We start from the raw sequence: 18,245 nt of genomic DNA, 5'->3' as shown, positions 1-18,245 counted from the left end.
GAACACCAGATGACCGAGATCGAGATCGGCCGCGCCAAGCGGGGCCGGCAGGCGTACGCGTTCGACGACATCGCGATCGTGCCGTCGCGCCGGACGCGTGACCCCGAGGAGGTCTCGGTCGCCTGGCAGATCGACGCGTACCGGTTCGAGCTGCCGATCCTGGCCGCGCCGATGGACTCGGTGATGTCACCGGCCACCGCGATCGCGATCGGCAAGGCCGGCGGTCTCGGCGTGCTCAACCTCGAAGGTCTCTGGACCCGGTACGAGGATCCGACCAGCCTGCTCGAGGAGATCACCTCGATCACCCGCGAGCAGGCGACGCACCGGCTCCAGGAGATCTACTCGGCGCCGATCAAGCCCGAGCTGCTCTCCCAGCGGGTGCAGGAGATCCGCGACTCCGGTGTCACAGTCGCCGGTGCGTTGTCACCCCAGCGGACCAAGCAGTTCGCCAAGCATGTCGTGGACGCGGGCGTCGACCTGTTCGTCATCCGCGGTACGACGGTCTCCGCCGAGCACGTGTCCGGTCAGGCCGAGCCGCTCAACCTGAAGCAGTTCATCTACGACCTCGACGTACCGGTGATCGTCGGCGGGTGCGCGACACACCAGGCCGCGCTGCACCTGATGCGGACCGGTGCGGCGGGAGTACTCGTCGGCTTCGGCGGTGGCGCGGCGCACACGACGCGGAAGGTGCTCGGCGTCGCGGTGCCGATGGCGTCGGCGGTGGCCGACGTGGCTGCGGCGCGGCGGGACTACATGGACGAGTCCGGCGGTCGCTATGTGCACGTGATCGCGGACGGCTCGGTCGGGCGGTCCGGCGACGTGGCGAAGGCGGTCGCGTGCGGTGCGGACGCGGTAATGGTCGGTTCGCCGCTGGCCCGCGCGAGCGACGCTCCGGGCGGCGGGTACCACTGGGGTGCCGAGGCCTGGCACGCGGACCTGCCGCGCGGTGAGCGGGTCGAGGTCGGCGTCACCGGGACACTCGAGCAGATCCTGTTCGGCCCGTCCTGGGTCCCGGACGGCACGATGAACCTGGTCGGCGCCCTCAAGCGCGCGATGGCCACCACCGGCTACACGGAGCTCAAGGAGTTCCAGCGGGTCGAGGTCGTTGTCGGGTGAGGACGGGCGTCCTGCTCCTGCACGGATCCAGCGGTACGCCGGACTTCGAGCGCGCCCGGATCCTCGAGGCCGAGGGGTACGACGTACTGGCGCCGCGGTGGACCGTGGGCAGCGAGGTGCCACTGGAGTCGTTCCCGCTGGACGAGCTCGCGGAGCGCACCGATCGCCTGGTGGTGATGGGCAACTCGTGGGGCGCTGAGGCCGCGCTGTTGCTCGGCGCGCTCGACGAGCGCGTGGACGCGGTGGTCGCCTTCGCTCCGAGCGCCTACGTGTGGGGCCGGTTCGTCGAGGACGGGCGGCAGCGGTCGGCCTGGACGTGGCACGGCGAACCGCTGCCGTTCGTGCCCTTCGACCCGGACTGGAAGGCGGACGACGACCCGCCGAGCTACACCGGGTGGTACCGGCAGAGCCTCGAGGTGTACGACAACGCGTACGCCGAGCTGGCCCGGATCCCGGTGGAACGCATCCGCGAGGTGCTGCTGGTGGCGGGCGGTGACGACAAGGTCTGGCCCGCGGTGGAGTTCGCCGAGCGGATCGTCACGTCGCGTGGTGCTCTGGAGACCCAGCTGGTGACGTTGCCCGAAGCCGGGCACCGCGTCGTACTTCCCGGTGAACAGCCCAAGACCGCCGGGCAGCGGATGGCGCGCGGTGGTTCGCCCGAGGCCGATCGTGAGCTGGGCGCGCTCGCGTGGGACGACGTGCGTCGAGTCCTCACCGGTTGAGTGGTTCTGGAAGGATTGCCGCATGGGATTGTTCAGCCGACAGAGCAGCCAGGACACGGACAATGTTGCCCTCGCCGCAGCGCGGGCCAGACTGTCCCCCGATGACGTGGACCAGGTGCGGTTCCTGATCACCACCAAGAAGACCGTGCACGCGGTGAAGCTGATCCGCGACCGCACCGGTCTCGCCCTCAAGCCGGCCAAGGAACTCGTCGACGACATCCGGCTCGGCCGCTACGTCCCGCCGACCACCGGTACGCCGCTGGTCCGGCGACCCGGCACCAACCTGGCCGAGCGCACCCGGGCCCTCAAGTCCGCCGGCGAACTCCACCAGGCGACCGCCCTGGTGGTTTCCGAAACCGGCATGACCGAAGCCGAGGCGGGGCTGTTCGTCGGTGCCCTGCGGACCGACCTGCAGGACTCCTAGGGCTTCCAGGCCGGATCCCGGCCGAAGGCACCGAGGAGTGCGTCCGCCGGGTCGGCGAACCCTCCGAGCCGGTCGCCGATCATGCCGAACGACCGGTAGGTGTCCTCGCGTTGCGCGAACCAGCCGGCCACCTCGCTGACCAGTTCGGGCTCCATCCGGGGGTCGGCGCCGATCGCGGCCGCCAGATCCCACCCGTGCACGAGGTGATCGGCGGACAGTTGCCGCAGATATTCGCTCGCGTCCTCGTCGCCGTACGACAGATGCACCGTGGCGATCGGCTCGCCGGCCGCCGCCTGCGCGGCGCTTGCCGCCGCGGTGGCCGCGCCGATGGGATCGTCGCCGAGCAGATCCCCGTCCAGCGACGTACCGACCTCCGCGATCGTCCGGCCCGCCATCAGCGGCACGGTCCAGCGTTCCTCGCCGACCACGTGGTTCACCAGCGTGCGGACGTCCCAGTCCGCGCACGGCGTCCGGCCCGACCACTGGCCCGGGCCGAGCTCGCTGACCAGCTGGGCGAAGTTGCCGACCGTCCGGTTGTGCAGTTCCACCGCGTCCATGACCTTCCCCCTCTCAGCGTCAGCGTCCGCCCGCGGGGGCAGCGCGTCAACGGCCGAGCTGGAGTTGCTCGGCGGCCTCGTGCGCTTGCTGCGAGGCGCTCAGGTCACCGCTGGCAGCAAGCAGGTCGCCGTGGTGGCGGTAGCAGGAGCCGGCCAGGTCCTTCATCACCTTGTCGTCGTCGGTGAACGGGATCAGTGCGGTCGCGACCTCCGCGCACCAGCCGCCCAGGTCGAGGGCGATGTCGGTCCGCCCGGCCTGGTAGTACGCCTCCGAGATCTCGAGCAGCAGCTGGGCCCAGATCGGCACGTAGGTGCTCGTCTCGTACCGCATCCGGTGCGACTCCCGCTCGGACGAGATCGCGAACAGGTAGTGCGCCTCCAGGCCCAGCGTCAGCGCGGTGTCCACGTCCTGCAGTAACAACGGCCGGATCAGCTCGGCCAGCTCGGTCGCCCGGACGGCCGCCGACTCGGGGTCGGTCCGGCCGGACACGGTCGCCAGCGTCATCCCCGGCGCGGGCTCGCTCAGCGCCAGCAGCCGGTGGTACTGCTCGAACGGACCGAGCTTGATCTCCGCGCTCTCCAGCGCGGCGACCAATGTGAGTGGCAGACCCCGGTCCAGCTCCTCGGTCACCCGGGTCGCCGTCTCCGGGTCGGTGTCGAACGCCGTCCGCAGGCAGGCCTCGCTCTCCATCAGCCGGCCGACGACGCCGAGGTGCTTGCCCTTCCTGGTCAGCGCCGCGACCAGCGTGCGCATGTCGGTCGCGGAGTCCGAGTCGGCGAGCGTGTCGGCCGTCGTCAGCCCGATCTCGTCGGCTTCCAGCGCGAGGTCGAGCCGGCCCTCGGCGGCATGGACGTCGGCCGACACGGCGGTCGCCGTACACAGATAGCGCGCGTACGAGAGGGACTGCGGGCTCTCGTTGATCTGGTCGGCCAGCTGCAGGAACAGCTGGGTCGCCGCGTCCGCGGACGCCACCGCCAGCGCGGGATCGCCGTACCGCCGCAGGATGAGCGCATTCATCGCGAGCACCCGGGCGAAATCCGGTTGGTGCTTCAATCCGTCGACGCCGCCGACGAGCTGGCCGTACGCGATCACCGCGCCGTCCATCTCGAGTACGGCGGTCGCGCCGTGACCGCGATGCGCCTGGGTCATCGCCCGCCGGGCCCGGATGTCGGCCAGGAACGAGGTCACGACGAGCACGCCGGCGTCGCTGAGCTCGGTGTAGGCGAGTTGCGCCTCGTGCAGCGCGGCCAGTGCTTCCTCGTGCCGGCCGGACGCGTTCAGCGAGCCGGCCAGCTCGTACTGGGTCGCGGCGATCAGGTGCTTGGCCTCGTAGTGGTTCGGGTGCCCTTCGGCCCGTTCCCTGGCCAGCTCGATCACGCGTTGCTGGTACGGCCCGGCCTCGTCGGCACGGCCTTCCTCGATCAGCACCTGGGCTGTTTGCAGCGCCTCACCGAGCTCGTCCTCAGGAGGCGTCCAAAGCCCCCCGCTGTCCACCATCTCGACGTTCCACCCCTTCGCAGGTTCAGCCGATCAGCTTAGTGGTCAAACGCTCGGAACTCTCAGTCCTGACACGACCGAGTTGCACTGCTGACATGGCTATTACCGGCAGGTAGCCTGGATGAATGAGCGAGCAGACCTCGATTCCGGCTGACCCCGAGCTCGACCCGACCGCGTCGTACGCGACCGATCAGTCGGTCATCCGGCGGCTCTCGGGGCTGCTGCGGGCGACGGCCGGCACGCGGACGTCGTACGCGCCGGCGACCGGTCAGCCGATCGCGGACCTGCCGGTGTCCAGCCCGGACGACGTGATCGCCGCGATCCGGACGGCCCGCAGGACCCAGCAGACCTGGCGCCGGGTGCCACTCGCGGAGCGGGCCGCGATCCTGCTGCGCTACCACGACCTCGTCCTGGATCACCGCCACGAGCTGGTCGACCTGGTCATCCGGGAGTCGGGCAAGGCCCGCAAGCAGGCGTTCGAGGAGGTCGCGCACGTCGCGCTGACCGCCCGCTACTACGGCCGCAAGGCCGCCGAGCTGCTCGAGCCGCAGCGCAAGCTGGGCATCTTCCCGATCCTCACCCGGGCCGAGCAGCGGTTCGTGCCGAAGGGCGTCGTCGGCGTCATCTCGCCGTGGAACTACCCGCTCAGCATGGCGATGGCCGACGGTCTGCCCGCGGTGCTGGCCGGCAACACGATCGTGCACAAGCCGGACAGCCAGACCCCGCTGACCGCGCTCCGGGCGATCGAGCTGCTGTACGACGCGGGCCTGCCACGGGACGCGTGGCAGCCGGTGAACGGCGACGGCCCGACCGTCGGCGGCGCCCTGATCCAGAACGCCGACTACATCTGCTTCACCGGCTCGACCAGGACCGGCCGGCTGGTCGCCAGGCAGGCCGGCGAGCGGCTGATCGGCTGCAGCCTCGAGCTCGGCGGCAAGAACCCGATGCTCGTCCTCCGCGACGCCGACATCCACCGCGCCGCCGAGGGCGCTGTCCGGGCCTGCTTCGCGAGCGCCGGCCAGCTGTGCGTCTCGATGGAGCGGCTCTACGTGGCCGACCAGGTGTACGACGCGTTCGTCACGGCGTTCGTGGACCGGGTGAAGAAGATCCGGTTGTCAGCCGGGACCGGCTGGGACGTGGACATGGGTTCGCTGATCTCGAAGGCCCAGCTGGAGACCGTGTCCCGGCATGTCGACGACGCGCGGGCGAAGGGCGCCACGGTGCTCGTCGGCGGCAAGGCCCGGCCGGACATCGGCCCGCTGTTCTACGAGCCGACCGTGCTGTCCGGGGTGACGCCGGCGATGGAGTGCTTCGACAACGAGACCTTCGGGCCGGTCGTGTCGATCTACCGGTTCTCCGACGAGTCCGAGGCGATCCAGCGGGCGAACGAGGGCGAGTACGGCCTCAACGCGAGCGTCTGGACCCGGGACGGCCGCCGCGGCCGGGCGATCGCCGCGCAACTGGTGGCCGGCACGGTCAACGTCAACGAGGGCTACGGGGCGACGTTCGGATCGATCGACACCCCGATGGGTGGCATGCGAGCGTCCGGGCTCGGCCGCCGCCAGGGCGCCGAAGGCATCCGCCGGTACGTCGATCCGCAGGCGATCGCGACCCAGCGCCTGCTGCCGATCGCGGCCTCACACGGCCTGTCCGACGAGACGTACGCCGAACTGATGACCGGCGCACTGCGGATCCTCAAGAAGCTGGGCCGCGCATGATTTTCGACTATGACGTCGTGATCATCGGCTCTGGCTTCGGTGGCAGCGTCAGCGCATTGCGGCTGACCGAGAAGGGCTACAAGGTCGCTGTCCTGGAGGCGGGCGCGCGGTTCGACGACGCCGGGTTCGCGAAGAACTCCTGGGATACCAAGCGGTTCCTGTTCGCGCCGAAGCTCGGCTGGTACGGCATCCAGCGGATCAGCGCGCTGCGCGACGTGATCATCCTGTCGGGCGCCGGAGTCGGCGGCGGCAGTCTGGTCTACGCGAACACCCTCTACGAGCCGCTGCCCGCGTTCTACACCGACCGCCAGTGGGCGCACATCACCGACTGGAAGGACGAGCTCGCGCCGTACTACGACCAGGCGAAGCGGATGCTCGGCGTCACCACGTACCCGGGCTTCACGCCGGCGGACCGGGTGATGAAGCAGGTCGCCGACGACATGGGCGTGGGGGAGACGTTCCACCCGACCCCGGTCGGCGTCTTCTTCGGTGAGCCAGGTGTCGAGGCCGACGATCCGTACTTCGGTGGCGCGGGCCCGCGTCGTACCGGCTGTATCGACTGCGGCGAGTGCATGACCGGCTGCCGGCACAACGCGAAGAACACGCTGACGAAGAACTACCTCTTCCTGGCCGAGCAGGCCGGCGCACAGGTCTTCCCGATGACCACGGTGACCTCGGTGGAGCCGCTGCGGGACGGCGGGTATGCCGTGGACACCCGGCGTACCTCGGATCGGAAGAGCACGCGGCGGTTCACCGCAGGCCAGGTCGTCTTCGCTGCCTCGGCGTTGGGTACGGCGAGACTCCTGCACCGGCTCCGGGACGAGGGCAAACTGCCCCGACTGTCGGACCGGCTCGGCGTGCTGACCCGGACGAACTCGGAGTCGCTGCTGGGCGCGATCTCGCGAGACCGCGACGTCGACTACAGCCGTGGGGTCGCGATCACGTCGTCGTTCCACCCGGACGACATCACCCACATCGAGCCGGTCCGGTACGGCAAGGGCAGCAACGTGATGTCGCTGCTGCAGACCGTGCTGACCGACGGCGACGGGGACAAGCCGCGGTGGCGGACCTGGTTGCGTGAGCTCCGCGTGCAGCGGAAGAACATCCGCCGGTTGTACGACCTGAAGCACTGGTCCGAGCGGACCGTGATCGCGCTGGTGATGCAGACCGCCGACAACTCGATCACCACGTTCGGCAAGCGGGACCGGCTCGGACGCTGGCGGCTGACCTCGAAGCAGGGCCACGGCGCCCCGAACCCCGCCTGGATCCCGGTCGCGAACCAGGTGGTCCGCCGGATGGCGAAGCTGATGAACGGGACCCCGGGCGGGACGATCGGGGAGCCGTTCAACGTGCCGATGACGGCGCACTTCATCGGCGGCTGCGCGATCGGCGACTCACCCGAGACCGGCGTGGTCGATCCGTACCACCGGGTCTACGGGTACGACGGCCTGCACATCCTGGACGGGTCCGCGATCTCGGCGAACCTCGGCGTCAACCCGGCGCTGACCATCACGGCCCAGGCGGAGCGGGCGCTCGCGTTCTGGCCGAACAAGGGTGCGGACGACGTCCGCCCGGCGCTCGGATCGGCGTACCAGCGGGTCCAGCCGGTGAAGCCGGCGCATCCCGTCGTACCGGCCGACGCGCCCGGAGCCCTCCACCTCCCGATCATCCCGATCATCCCGAAACAGTCTGTGACGGAGCCGTAACACAACCAGGACACTCAACCTGCCGGCGTAATCCCGCCGCGTCCTGACCGGCTTCCCGAGTGGGCCATTCTCGTGGCCTTGGACAGGAACTCGGGATCTGGAACACGTTATTTCCTGTCGCAGCTCCCCAGGGGGTGTCCCAACCCTCCAGTGGTGACTAAGACCGGTAGTGGCAAATGAAAAAACCTCAACTCCGCGCCGGAGTCGAGGTTTGCACCGCTGGTCTTCCAAAAGGCCTGGAAAAGGGAGCAGGTCCCTCGGGAGCGTTTCCGCCCAAATCGCTTCCCGAGGGACCCACTCAAGCCGGGGTGAGGCGCCCGGCGCTTTGGGATCGGGTCACCAACCATGGCTGGCGACCCGAGCTCTTGGCTACTACCTTACATCCGATTTCCGGAGTTTCGAGTCCTTGCGAGTGGTTGTGACCACTCTGCGTGCTGATCGTAATGATCAGCTATTCGTCGCTCCTTGTAACCGGGTGGCGGTCTTCCTTGCGGTAACCGCCTCTGCACACATCAACGAGCCCATCTACGGGGGGTTACGAGGTTCCAGAGAAAATCCAGAAACTTTCTCCCGGGGGTGGCAGAGAGTCGCTGGAGCAGGTCGCTCTCGGGTGTTTCACGTGACGCCCGCCGCAGAGACGACGTACCGGCCTGTCCTACTGTGAGCCGACCGTTCGATGAGGCAGGAGAACCATGAGCGACATCCTGGGCGTGACACGTGAGCAGGTTCTGGAACAGGGCGTCGGCCTGAGCCAGGAGCAGCTGGTCGAGGTTCTCCGTTCGCCCGACGAGTTGCTGCCCGACTTGCTCGCACTCGCCCACGAGGTGCGGGTGAAGTGGTGCGGCGAGGAGGTCGAGGTCGAGGGGATCGTCTCGCTGAAGACCGGCGGCTGCCCGGAGGACTGTCACTTCTGCTCGCAGTCCGGCCAGTTCACCTCGCCGGTGCGCTCCGTCTGGCTGAACATCCCGGAGCTGGTGGAGGCGGCCAAGGAGACCGCGAAGACCGGCGCGACCGAGTTCTGCATCGTCGCTGCCGTCCGCGGTCCTGACCAGCGGCTGATGTCGCAGGTGAAGGCCGGCATCGAGGCGATCAACGCCGAGGTCGACATCAACATCGCCTGCTCGCTCGGCATGCTCACGCAGGAGCAGGTCGACGAGCTCAAGGCGATGGGTGTGCACCGCTACAACCACAACCTCGAGTCGGCCCGCTCGTACTTCGGCGACGTCGTCACCACGCACTCCTTCGAGGAGCGCTGGGACACCTGCCTGATGGTGCGCGACTCCGGGATGGAACTGTGCTGCGGCGGTCTGGTCGGGATGGGCGAGTCGCTCGAGCAGCGCGCCGAGCTGGCCGCCCAGCTGGCCGAGCTCGACCCGCACGAGGTCCCGCTGAACTTCCTGAACCCCCGTCCCGGTACGCCGTTCGGCGACCTGGAGATCATGGCCGGCAAGGACGCGCTGCGGACCATCGCCGTGTTCCGGCTCGCGATGCCCCGGACCGTCCTGCGGTACGCCGGCGGACGCGAGCTGACCCTGGGCGACCTTGGCACCCGCGAGGGTCTGCTCGGCGGGATCAACGCCGTCATCGTCGGCAACTACCTCACCACACTCGGCCGCCCGGCGACCGCGGACCTCGACCTGCTGGCCGAGTTGAAGATGCCGGTCAAAGAGCTGCAGAAGACGTTGTGACCGAGGTCTACTGCGGCCACTGCGGCCGGGAGCTGGCCGACGGCGATCACGACCGGTGCCGTCAGGCGTTGGCGCTCGAGCCGCCGAGGTACTGCGCCGAGTGCCGGCGCCGGATGGTCGTCCAGGTCCATCCGATGGGCTGGTCGGCCCGCTGCTCGGTCCACGGTGAGCTCGCGTCTCACTGACCTCGACTAGGGTTTGAGGCATGTCCGACGCCGTACCTCGCCTGCTGGTCGCTCTCTACGGACCGACCTCGGCCGGGAAGACCGCGGTGTCGGTCGACCTGTGTCTGCGGATCCGGGACGAACTCGGACTCGAGCCGATCGTCGTGTCGGCCGACTCGCGCCAGGTGTACCGGTACATGGACATCGGGACCAGCAAGACCACGCCGGAGGAGATGCGCGGCATCCGCCACACGATGATCGACGTCACCGAGCCGGTGCGGAAGCTCGAGCTGGAGACGTTCGTCGCCGAGGCACGGCAGCACATGGACGCCAGTTGGGCGTCCGGTGGTGTGCCAGTGATCGTCGGCGGCACCAGTGTCTACCTGCGTTCCCTACTCGAGGGCTGGGAGGTGGACGCGGTCGCCGAGGCGCGGAACGCGGTCCGCCGCGACTTCCCGCGCAGCATGGCCGAGGACGCGTACGCCGTCCTGTCCCGGCTGGACCCGAAGGCAGCCGGGAAGATCCACGCGAACAACTACGACGCCATCGTCAACGCACTGGCGCATGCCATGGGCAACGATCCTGACCGCGCCGAGACCCCGGGCGCGGCCCGGCAGATCGTGCTCGCGGTGGACCGTCCGGCCACGGACATCGATCGCCGGGTAGCGGCGACGTACGACGAGCAGGTCCGCCGCGGGCTGCGGGACGAGGTCCTCGGCCTCGACGAGCGGTACGACGTCCTGGCGCAGTACGGCCGTCTCGGCCAGAAGTCGCCGAACCAGGTCGTCCACACCCACGGCTACACCGAATGGTTCGACGTCGCCCTGGAACGCGGCCGACCGGTCGAGAACCTCACGGTGGAAGACCTGGCCGAGGTCCGCGATCGGGTGGTCGAGCGCATCCGCACCCACACCCGGCGCCAGCGCGCGGCGATCCCGAAACTCACGGGCATCAAGCCGGTCCGCGGTGCCATCGACGCGTTCGCCGCCGTGACAGCCGCCCTCGCAGCCGGTCCGGTCAGGGCTACCGCCCCGGGAGGCAAGTCTTCAGGCGGGGATCGGTCAGGTGGCGGTCGCCCGGGCGGCCAACGCTCGGGCGGGAAGCGGTCCGAAGGGTCGGGTCGCTCCGGTGGCGACGCCCGGTCCCGGCAGGGAACGCGCGGCTCGCGCCGACGGTAGACCTCAGAGTGCGAGCCGCCTTGGAAGCGGCCAAGCACGGCCCCGCCGGTCCGTGCGTGACCCGGGATGTCCGATATCGTCCAGGTGTGGTTAACGTCGCCTTCAACGTTCTGGCCGAGCTCGGTACGGCGACCTGGACGGGGCCGCAGGCGATCGCGTACGAGACCGCGCAGGAGGGTGTCCGGCAGGCGATCGGCTACTACACCCGGTTGATCGAGACGGCCACCGAGCCGGATACCGACGCCATCGCGGGCTGGCGGGACGAGCAGCAGGCCTGGGCCGCGCGGGGGCAGGAGCTCACTCCGCTGGACACCCGCGCGATCAAGCGCATCCGCCTCGACGCCGACAAGCTCCTCAGCGTCGAGGAGCACGACGATGATGAAGACGACGCCGGCAAGCGCGATGACGAGGACGACTTCGACGCCGTGGCCGGCGATGAGGACGCAGGCGGCAACGAAGTGCTGGGGCGAGCGTGACCGATGTGTGGGGGACCGGGCCGGCCGGTGACGACGACCGCTACCTGCTGGCCGAGGCGGAGAGTGGGCGGATCTTCCGCGACCGGATCGTTCCCGACCAGTTGACCGGCACCGCGCAGGAGCAGCCGGTCGTGGTGTTCGTCGGTGGTCAGCCGGGCGACGGCAAGGCCACGATCACCGCGATGGTCAAGGCCGTTCTGCATCGTCGCGGCCGTCCCGTCGTACTGAGCGCGACCGCCTACGAGCCGTACCATCCACGCTTCCACGAGCCGATCACCGACGTACCGACGACCGCCGGCAAGTACGTCGCGGCCGACGGCCGGCGCTGGCTGGCGCAGGCCGAGGAACTGGTGATCCAGGAGCGGTACGACGCGATCGTCGAGACGGAGTGCATCGACCCCGACGGCCTCGCGACATCGGCCCGCCGATTCAAGGAGGCGGGATTCCAGATCGAGGTCGCGATCCTGGCGATGCACGAGGCACGCAGCCGCTTCGGCGTCCTCGAACGGCACATGCGCGCGTTGGAGAGCTTCGGCTTCGGCAGGCTGGCGATGCAGAGCGTCCACGATGCCGGGTACGCCGGTGTGCTGCGAGCCGCCGAACTGATCGACCAAGGGGAGTGGGCCGACCGGATCGCCGTACTGCGTCCGGACGGGCAGCTCATCTACGGCAACCAGCGCGACGCCGACCGTCAGTGGCAGCAACCCGCGCGGACGGCCGAAGCGATCACCTGGGAGCGAGACCGCGCCTGGACTGTGCTGGAGTCCCGGAACTTCCTGGAGACTGCCTCGGTGGTTGGCCGGATCGGGCTTGCCGCGCCGGTGCAGTGGATCCGGGACGAATCGCTCGAAGGCGCCAAGACGGTGACGGCGATGGCCCGGCCGCGGCTGCACCCCGACGCAGTGACGTTGCACATCGCAACAGCCGGCACCCAACTGTAGGAGAGCTAGGCCACATCCTGGCCACCCACGCCTGCTGTCGTGGCGAGCAGCGATTACCGTGGTGAGTCCTCAGGACGGAGGCGGGACACGGTGTCACAGGCGGTCAATCGGCGGCTACAGCAGGATTCGGAGCTTCTCTGGCATCCGTACTCCTCGCTGACCGAGCCGTCGCCGGTCCGGTTGGTCCGAGGTGCGTCCGGCGTACGGCTGCAGCTGGACGACAGGGCCGGCGGGGTGGTCGAGGCGATCGACGCGATGGCGTCCTGGTGGTGCATGATCCACGGCTACCGCAACCCCGTGCTGGACGCTGCGGTGAAGAGCCAGGTGGACGACTTCAGCCACGTGATGTTCGGCGGGCTGACCCACGAGCCGGCCATCAGGCTGGCCGAGCGGCTGGTCGAGATCACTCCGGAACCGTTGCGGCACGTGTTCTTCTGTGACTCCGGCTCGGTCTCGGTCGAGGTCGCGATCAAGCTGGCGCTCCAGTACCAAGTTGCCCGAGGCAACAACGGGCGGACCCGGATGCTGACTGTCCGCGGCGGGTACCACGGCGACACGTTCGCACCGATGAGCGTGTGTGACCCGGTGAACGGGATGCACTCGCTGTTCACGGGCGCGTTGAAGGAGCAGGTGTTCGGGCCGCAGCCGCCGGCCGGGTTCGATCGCCCGGACGACGATCCGGAGCTGCTCGCCTGGGCCGCCGCCGTGACCGAGCTGGCGGAGCGGCACGCGGGCGAGATCGCCGGCATCATCGTCGAGCCGATCCTCCAGGGTGCGGGTGGTATGTACCCGTACAGCCCGGCCTGCCTGCGCGTGCTGCGCGACCTCGCGGACCGGCACGGATTCCTGCTGATCCTGGACGAGATCGCCACCGGCTTCGGCCGCACCGGCACCCTCTTCGCCTCCGAGCACGCGGGCATCGATCCGGACATCCTCTGCGTCGGCAAGGCCTTGACCGGGGGCTACCTGACACTGGCCGCGATGCTGTGTACGACGGACGTCGCGCAGACAGTCTCGAACGGACCGGGCGGCGCGCTGATGCACGGCCCGACCTTCATGGCCAACCCGCTGGCCTGTTCGGTCGCGCTCGCGTCGATCGACCTGTTGCTGTCCCAGGACTGGGCCGGCCGGGTCGCTCGTATCTCGGCGGGTCTGTCGGCCGGTCTGGCTCCCGCATCATCGCTGCCGGTGGTCAAGGATGTCCGGGTGCTCGGCGCGGTTGGCGTCGTACAACTCGGTGGGCCGGTGGATCTGCCGCGGATGACCGAGGCGGCGCTGCGGCGCGGCGTGTGGGTTCGGCCGTTCCGCGATCTGGTCTACACGATGCCGCCGTACGTGTGCACCGACGACGATATCGCCACCATCGCGGCGGCGATCGCGGGTGCGGTCGAGGAGGCCGGCTGATGCTCGAGGACTGGCTCGCTCCGAAGGCCGCGGCGCTGGAGTCCCGCGGCCTGACCCGCCGGCTCCGGGCCCGCGCGGCCGACGATCAGCTGATCGACCTCGCGGGCAACGACTACCTTGGCCTGGCATCCGATCCGCGCGTGATCGAGGCCGCGGCCGAGGCCGTCTGCGTCTGGGGCACCGGATCGACGGCATCCCGTCTGGTGACCGGTACGACGGCTCTGCACGAGGAACTGGAATCGGCGCTCGCATCGTACGTCGGCCAGGAGTCGGCGCTGGTGTTCTCGTCCGGATACCTCGCCAATCTCGGCGTGGTCACCGCGCTCGGTGGACCCGGCACGCTGATGGTGTCCGACGACCACATCCACGCGTCGCTCGTCGACGCCTGCCGGTTGTCCCGGTCGCGGGTCGAGATCGTCCCGCACAACGACGTCGACGCGGTCACCAAGGTGCTTGCCGAACGCAACGAACCGCACGCGGTGGTGATGACCGAGTCGGTCTTCAGCGTGCTCAGCGATGCGGCGCCGTTGGCCGACCTCGCGTCCGTTGCCCGAGCGCACGACGCCGTACTGCTCGTCGACGAGGCTCACGGCTTCGGCGTCACCGGCGGCGGCCGTGGCTCCGTGCACGCCGCCGGTCTGGCCGGTCAGGACCATGTGCTGGTCACCATGACGTTGTCCAAGGCAATGGCCTCCCAAGGGGGTGTCGTCCTGGGGCCACGCATCCTGCGCGAACACCTCGTCAACCGGGCCCGTCCCTTCATCTTCGACACCGGCCTGAACCCAGCCGCCTGCGCCGCCGCGCTGGCTGCTCTCCACGTCCTGCAAGCCGAGCCCACTCGTCCCGACGCCATCCACGCCGCAGCCACCCGCCTCGCCGCCGCCTGCGGTGTCCCGCCCGCCGCGGGACCCGTCGTCTCCGTCCCCATGCCGGGCCCCCGCGAGACCGTCCACGCCGCGGACCGCTGTCTGGCGGCAGGCGTCCGCGTCGGCAGCTTCCGTCCACCATCGGTTCCCGACGGCATCTCCCGCCTCCGACTGACCGCCAACGCCGGCCTCACGCAGGCCGACCTCGACCACGCCTGCGCCGTCATCGTCGACGCGATCGGCCAGGTCTCATGATCATCCTGATCACCGGCACCGACACCGGCGTAGGCAAAACCATCACCACCGCCGCGTTGGCTGTCCACCACGCCTGTGGTGGGCGGGTTGTTGTTGTCAAGCCTGCGCAGACTGGCGTCACCGCCGACGAGCCGGGGGATCTCGCCGACGTTCAGCGGCTGACCGGGATCACCGAGTTGCAGGAAGGTGTCCGGCTGCGGGATCCGCTGGCGCCGACCACCGCTGCTCGGCGTGCGGGTGTGCCGTTGCCGACTGTCGAGGAGCACGCCAAGTTCATCGACGATCTGGCGGGTCGGTATGACACCGTGCTCGTCGAAGGGGCCGGCGGGCTTCTGGTCGGACTGGATGCTGCGGGCAACAACCTGGCCGACCTCGCCGCGCACCTGACCATGCCGTTCACCTTCGTCGTAGTGATGCGCTCGGGCCTCGGGACGCTCAACCACACCGGGCTGACCGTCGAGGCTCTGCGGGCTCGCGGCCTGCCCATCGACGGACTGGTGATCGGCTCGTGGCCGGCGAAGCCTGATCTGGCTGAGGAGTGCAACCTCGAGGATCTGCCCGTGACGACCGGCGTCCCGGTGATCGGCCGGATCCCGGCGGGCGCGGGGCGGCTTGATCGGAGCGCGTTCATCAGGGACGCGCCCGGCTGGTTCCGATGACGGGGTGTCCGGCGCGGTACGACGAGGAGCTCGGGTACTGGGTGGTCGACGACCCCGCGCTGGCCCGCGAGGTGCTGCTGGATCCGGCGACGTTCCGGCCGGACAACGCCGTACTGGCGCACACGCCGTTGTCGGTGAAGGCGTTGCGGGTGCTGTCGGGGGTGGGGTTCGCGTTACCGCCGACGTTGGCGAACAACGCGGGGGAGTCGCACCGGCCGATCCGGGCGGCGGTGGCGCGGTTCTTCAGTCCCGCGCGGGTGGCGGCGGCGGAGCGGCTGGCTCGCGACCTGACGGCGGCTCGGGTGGCCGAGGCGACCAAGGTGGTGGAACGCGACGGGCAGGTGGACCTGGTCCAGGCTGTCGCGGCCGAGCCGCCGGCGCTCGTCGTACTCGACATGCTCGGGCTGACGGAGGTCGACGTACCGGCGTTGAAGGCGTGGAGTCTGGATTCGCTCGAGCTGTTCTGGGGCTGGCCGGACGAGGACCGTCAACTGGAGCTGGCGCACAGTGCGGCTGAGTTCTACGCCTGGCTTCGATCCCGTACGACGGCCGCCCGCCAAGCTCCCGGAGACGACCTGTTCGGGGTGCTCGTGGCACTGGGGCTCACCGACGAAGAGGTGTGCGCGGTCGGCTACTTCCTCCTGATCGCCGGCCAGGAAACCACTACTCAACTCATCTCCACCACGTTCCACCACACTCTGTTGGCAGGAGGCGACCCGGCGCCTGTTGTCGAGGACGTCTTGCGGGAGGCTTCGTCGGTGCCGACATGGCGGCGAGTCACCGCTGGGCCCGCGGTGGTTGGGGATGTCGAGCTGCCTGGTGGCGCTTCTGTGCTGCTCGGGCTCTCTGGGCATGGCGGGCCGGCGGATCTGGCATTTGGGGTTGGCGTGCATCGGTGTCTGGGGGCCGGGCTGGCTCGGATGGAGGCGCGGGTTGCGCTCGAGTGTGCGGCCGGCCTGCTGAGCGCCGTACGCCTGGTGGAGGAGCCGCCGATGATCGACCTGCTGTCGTTCAGAGCACCGAAGCGGCTGATGGTGACTTCCGTTCGTAACGCGGAGTAACACCGCGGACAACCGGCGGCGATAGCGTCCGCCGGGTGAGCTTCCCACCTCGCCGCCGGGTGCGGCTGTGGTTCGGCCAGCACCAGCTCGCCGACTTCATCGGCGAGCCGGCCGCGGCCACCCGCTACGAGGCCGCCATGCGCCGCCGCTTCCCCGGACTGGAGATCACCAACGACCCGGTGCCGGCTGCCCCCCGGACCGCTCGATTACAACCCCGCTGACCTGCACCGATAGGCTTTGCAAGGTGACTGAGCATGAGTTGGTTCTGGTCGTCGACTTCGGGGCGCAGTACGCGCAGCTGATCGCGCGCCGGGTCCGCGAGGCCAAGGTGTACTCCGAGATCGTGCCGCACTCGATGCCCGTCGAGGAGATGCTGGCGCGGCAGCCGAAGGCGATCATCCTGTCCGGCGGGCCGCAGTCTGTGTACGCCGAGGGTGCGCCGCGGGTCGAAACCGCGCTGTTCGACGCGGGCGTACCGGCGTTCGGGATCTGCTACGGCTTCCAGGCGATGGCGCAGACGCTCGGCGGCGAGGTCCGCCGGACCGGTCTGCGTGAGTTCGGCCGCACCCCGGTGACGGTCAGCGCGGCCGGCACGCTGCTGGCCGACATCCCCGAGGACCTCAACGTGTGGATGTCCCACGGTGACGCCGTCCACGCGCCGCCCGCCGGTTTCGCCGTACTCGCGGCGTCCGAAGGCGCGCCCGTGGCGGCGTTCGAGGACCTGGACCGGCGGCTGGCCGGCGTGCAGTGGCACCCGGAGGTCCTGCACTCGCAGGCTGGGCAGGCAGTGCTCGAGCACTTCCTGTACGACATCGCCGGGTGCAAGGGCGACTGGACCACGACGAACGTCGTCGACGAGCAGGTCGAGCTCATCCGCCAGCAGGTCGGTGACAAGCAGGTGCTGTGCGCGCTGTCCGGCGGCGTCGACTCCGCGGTCGCGGCGGCCCTGGTGCACAAGGCGATCGGCGACCAGCTGACCTGTGTGTACGTCGACCACGGCCTGCAGCGGGCGGGCGAGTCGGAGCAGATCGAGAAGGACTTCGTCGCCGCGACCGGGATCCGGCTCGAGATGGTCGACGCGGAGGAGCAGTTCCTCGGCGCGCTGGCCGGCGTGACCGACCCGGAGCAGAAGCGGAAGATCGTCGGCCGCGAGTTCATCCGGACCTTCGAGGCGACCGCGCGCAAGGTGGACGCCGAGCGGCACATCGAGTTCCTGGTCCAGGGCACGCTGTACCCGGACGTGGTCGAGTCCGGCGGCGGCACCGGGACGGCGAACATCAAGTCGCACCACAACGTCGGCGGCCTGCCGGACGACCTGCAGTTCAGCCTGATCGAGCCGCTGCGGACACTGTTCAAGGACGAGGTCCGCGAGCTCGGCCTGGCCGTCGGCCTGCCCGAGGCGATGGTCTACCGGCACCCGTTCCCAGGCCCGGGGCTGAGCATCCGGATCATCGGCGAGGTCACCAAGCAGCGCCTGGACCTCCTGCGCCAGGCCGACCTGATCGCCCGCACCGAGCTGACCGCGGCCGGTCTCGACCGCGACATCTGGCAGTTCCCGGTGGTCCTGCTGGCCGACGTCCGCTCGGTCGGCGTCCAGGGTGATGGCCGCACCTACGGTCACCCCGTCGTACTGCGCCCCGTCACCAGCGAGGACGCCATGACCGCCGACTGGGCCCGCCTTCCGTACGACGTCCTCGAACGCATCTCCACTCGCATCACCAACGAGGTCGACGAAATCAACCGCGTCACCCTCGACATCACCAGCAAGCCCCCCGGCACCATCGAGTGGGAGTGATCACTCACCCCTGACGC

At 69.6% G+C, this 18,245-nt stretch carries 18 protein-coding genes; 16 read left to right on the top strand and 2 right to left on the bottom strand.

Annotated features, from left to right (window positions below):
- Positions 1-9 precede the first annotated feature (9 nt).
- The 3 genes from OG558_RS05355 to OG558_RS05345 are packed head-to-tail and all read left to right on the top strand — an operon-like array spanning position 10 to position 2,262.
- Positions 10-1,116, top strand: coding sequence for a GuaB3 family IMP dehydrogenase-related protein (locus OG558_RS05355; RefSeq protein ID WP_329482038.1), 1,107 nt, complete (start codon positions 10-12; stop codon positions 1,114-1,116).
- Complete coding sequence (locus OG558_RS05350) at positions 1,113-1,838, top strand: alpha/beta fold hydrolase (protein WP_405069222.1); 726 nt, start codon at positions 1,113-1,115, stop codon at positions 1,836-1,838. The genes OG558_RS05355 and OG558_RS05350 overlap by 4 nt, the downstream gene beginning before the upstream one ends.
- A gap of 22 nt (positions 1,839-1,860) precedes the next feature.
- Complete coding sequence (locus OG558_RS05345; protein WP_328526220.1) at positions 1,861-2,262, top strand: hypothetical protein; 402 nt, start codon at positions 1,861-1,863, stop codon at positions 2,260-2,262.
- Here the strand turns inward: OG558_RS05345 and OG558_RS05340 are convergent.
- Together OG558_RS05340 and OG558_RS05335 are read right to left on the bottom strand one after the other, a co-directional pair.
- Positions 2,259-2,819: a TIGR03086 family metal-binding protein gene (locus tag OG558_RS05340; protein ID WP_405069221.1), complete on the bottom strand. Its 561-nt coding sequence runs from the start codon at positions 2,817-2,819 to the stop codon at positions 2,259-2,261. The two genes, OG558_RS05345 and OG558_RS05340, sit on opposite strands and share 4 nt — an antisense overlap.
- A 46-nt stretch (positions 2,820-2,865) precedes the next feature.
- Complete coding sequence (locus OG558_RS05335; RefSeq protein ID WP_405069220.1) at positions 2,866-4,317, bottom strand: hypothetical protein; 1,452 nt, start codon at positions 4,315-4,317, stop codon at positions 2,866-2,868.
- 125 nt (positions 4,318-4,442) lie between these two features.
- On the opposite strand from OG558_RS05335, the gene OG558_RS05330 reads away from it, so the two are divergent.
- The 13 genes from OG558_RS05330 to guaA all read left to right on the top strand — a co-directional run bounded on the left by OG558_RS05330 (position 4,443) and on the right by guaA (position 18,228).
- The gene (locus OG558_RS05330; protein ID WP_329482034.1) at positions 4,443-6,035 is read left to right on the top strand and encodes a succinic semialdehyde dehydrogenase; all 1,593 of its coding nucleotides are present in this window, start codon (positions 4,443-4,445) and stop codon (positions 6,033-6,035) included.
- The gene (locus OG558_RS05325; protein WP_405069219.1) at positions 6,032-7,741 is read left to right on the top strand and encodes a GMC oxidoreductase; all 1,710 of its coding nucleotides are present in this window, start codon (positions 6,032-6,034) and stop codon (positions 7,739-7,741) included. The genes OG558_RS05330 and OG558_RS05325 overlap by 4 nt, the downstream gene beginning before the upstream one ends.
- A 692-nt stretch (positions 7,742-8,433) precedes the next feature.
- Complete coding sequence (bioB, locus tag OG558_RS05320; RefSeq protein ID WP_405069218.1) at positions 8,434-9,429, top strand: biotin synthase BioB; 996 nt, start codon at positions 8,434-8,436, stop codon at positions 9,427-9,429.
- Positions 9,426-9,614, top strand: a complete 189-nt coding sequence (locus OG558_RS05315) for a hypothetical protein (protein ID WP_329482031.1) — start codon at positions 9,426-9,428, stop codon at positions 9,612-9,614. The genes bioB and OG558_RS05315 overlap by 4 nt, the downstream gene beginning before the upstream one ends.
- A 20-nt stretch (positions 9,615-9,634) precedes the next feature.
- Positions 9,635-10,771 carry a tRNA (adenosine(37)-N6)-dimethylallyltransferase gene (locus OG558_RS05310; protein ID WP_405069217.1) on the top strand — a complete coding sequence of 379 codons (1,137 nt, stop codon included), beginning with the start codon at positions 9,635-9,637 and terminating at the stop codon, positions 10,769-10,771.
- A gap of 86 nt (positions 10,772-10,857) precedes the next feature.
- The gene (locus OG558_RS05305; RefSeq protein WP_405069216.1) at positions 10,858-11,247 is read left to right on the top strand and encodes a hypothetical protein; all 390 of its coding nucleotides are present in this window, start codon (positions 10,858-10,860) and stop codon (positions 11,245-11,247) included.
- A complete protein-coding gene (locus OG558_RS05300; RefSeq protein ID WP_405069215.1) occupies positions 11,244-12,188 on the top strand; it encodes a zeta toxin family protein in 945 nt (314 codons plus the stop codon). Before OG558_RS05305 ends, OG558_RS05300 begins: the two co-directional genes overlap by 4 nt.
- 90 nt (positions 12,189-12,278) lie before the next feature.
- Positions 12,279-13,592, top strand: a complete 1,314-nt coding sequence (locus OG558_RS05295) for an adenosylmethionine--8-amino-7-oxononanoate transaminase (protein WP_405069214.1) — start codon at positions 12,279-12,281, stop codon at positions 13,590-13,592.
- Complete coding sequence (locus OG558_RS05290; protein ID WP_405069213.1) at positions 13,592-14,713, top strand: 8-amino-7-oxononanoate synthase; 1,122 nt, start codon at positions 13,592-13,594, stop codon at positions 14,711-14,713. The genes OG558_RS05295 and OG558_RS05290 overlap by 1 nt, the downstream gene beginning before the upstream one ends.
- Positions 14,710-15,372, top strand: a complete 663-nt coding sequence (gene bioD / locus OG558_RS05285) for a dethiobiotin synthase (protein WP_405069212.1) — start codon at positions 14,710-14,712, stop codon at positions 15,370-15,372. The genes OG558_RS05290 and bioD overlap by 4 nt, the downstream gene beginning before the upstream one ends.
- A complete protein-coding gene (locus OG558_RS05280; protein WP_405069211.1) occupies positions 15,369-16,433 on the top strand; it encodes a cytochrome P450 in 1,065 nt (354 codons plus the stop codon). Before bioD ends, OG558_RS05280 begins: the two co-directional genes overlap by 4 nt.
- Positions 16,434-16,468: 35 nt before the next feature.
- Complete coding sequence (locus OG558_RS05275; RefSeq protein WP_405069210.1) at positions 16,469-16,654, top strand: hypothetical protein; 186 nt, start codon at positions 16,469-16,471, stop codon at positions 16,652-16,654.
- A 23-nt stretch (positions 16,655-16,677) separates the two neighbouring features.
- Positions 16,678-18,228 (top strand): glutamine-hydrolyzing GMP synthase, encoded by a 1,551-nt coding sequence (gene guaA, locus OG558_RS05270; protein ID WP_405069209.1) that lies wholly within the window; start codon positions 16,678-16,680, stop codon positions 18,226-18,228.
- Positions 18,229-18,245: the final 17 nt, after the last annotated feature.

This window comes from Kribbella sp. NBC_01510, assembly GCF_045040325.1.
Taxonomy (GTDB): Bacteria; Actinomycetota; Actinomycetes; order Propionibacteriales; family Kribbellaceae; genus Kribbella.
The sequence above is the reverse complement of the archived record's forward strand: the minus strand, read 5'-3'. Positions and strand labels throughout refer to the sequence as shown.

Bases quoted from the DNA above. Each gene is read 5' to 3' on its own strand.
- OG558_RS05355 (WP_329482038.1), top strand. From the start codon at position 10: ATGACCGAGATCGAGATCGGCCGCGCCAAGCGGGGCCGGCAGGCGTAC.
- OG558_RS05345 (WP_328526220.1), top strand. From the start codon at position 1,861: ATGGGATTGTTCAGCCGACAGAGCAGCCAGGACACGGACAATGTTGCC.
- OG558_RS05340 (WP_405069221.1), bottom strand. From the start codon at position 2,819: ATGGACGCGGTGGAACTGCACAACCGGACGGTCGGCAACTTCGCCCAG.
- OG558_RS05335 (WP_405069220.1), bottom strand. From the start codon at position 4,317: ATGGTGGACAGCGGGGGGCTTTGGACGCCTCCTGAGGACGAGCTCGGT.
- OG558_RS05330 (WP_329482034.1), top strand. From the start codon at position 4,443: ATGAGCGAGCAGACCTCGATTCCGGCTGACCCCGAGCTCGACCCGACC.
- OG558_RS05325 (WP_405069219.1), top strand. From the start codon at position 6,032: ATGATTTTCGACTATGACGTCGTGATCATCGGCTCTGGCTTCGGTGGC.
- bioB (WP_405069218.1), top strand. From the start codon at position 8,434: ATGAGCGACATCCTGGGCGTGACACGTGAGCAGGTTCTGGAACAGGGC.
- OG558_RS05310 (WP_405069217.1), top strand. From the start codon at position 9,635: ATGTCCGACGCCGTACCTCGCCTGCTGGTCGCTCTCTACGGACCGACC.
- OG558_RS05290 (WP_405069213.1), top strand. From the start codon at position 13,592: ATGCTCGAGGACTGGCTCGCTCCGAAGGCCGCGGCGCTGGAGTCCCGC.
- bioD (WP_405069212.1), top strand. From the start codon at position 14,710: ATGATCATCCTGATCACCGGCACCGACACCGGCGTAGGCAAAACCATC.
- OG558_RS05280 (WP_405069211.1), top strand. From the start codon at position 15,369: ATGACGGGGTGTCCGGCGCGGTACGACGAGGAGCTCGGGTACTGGGTG.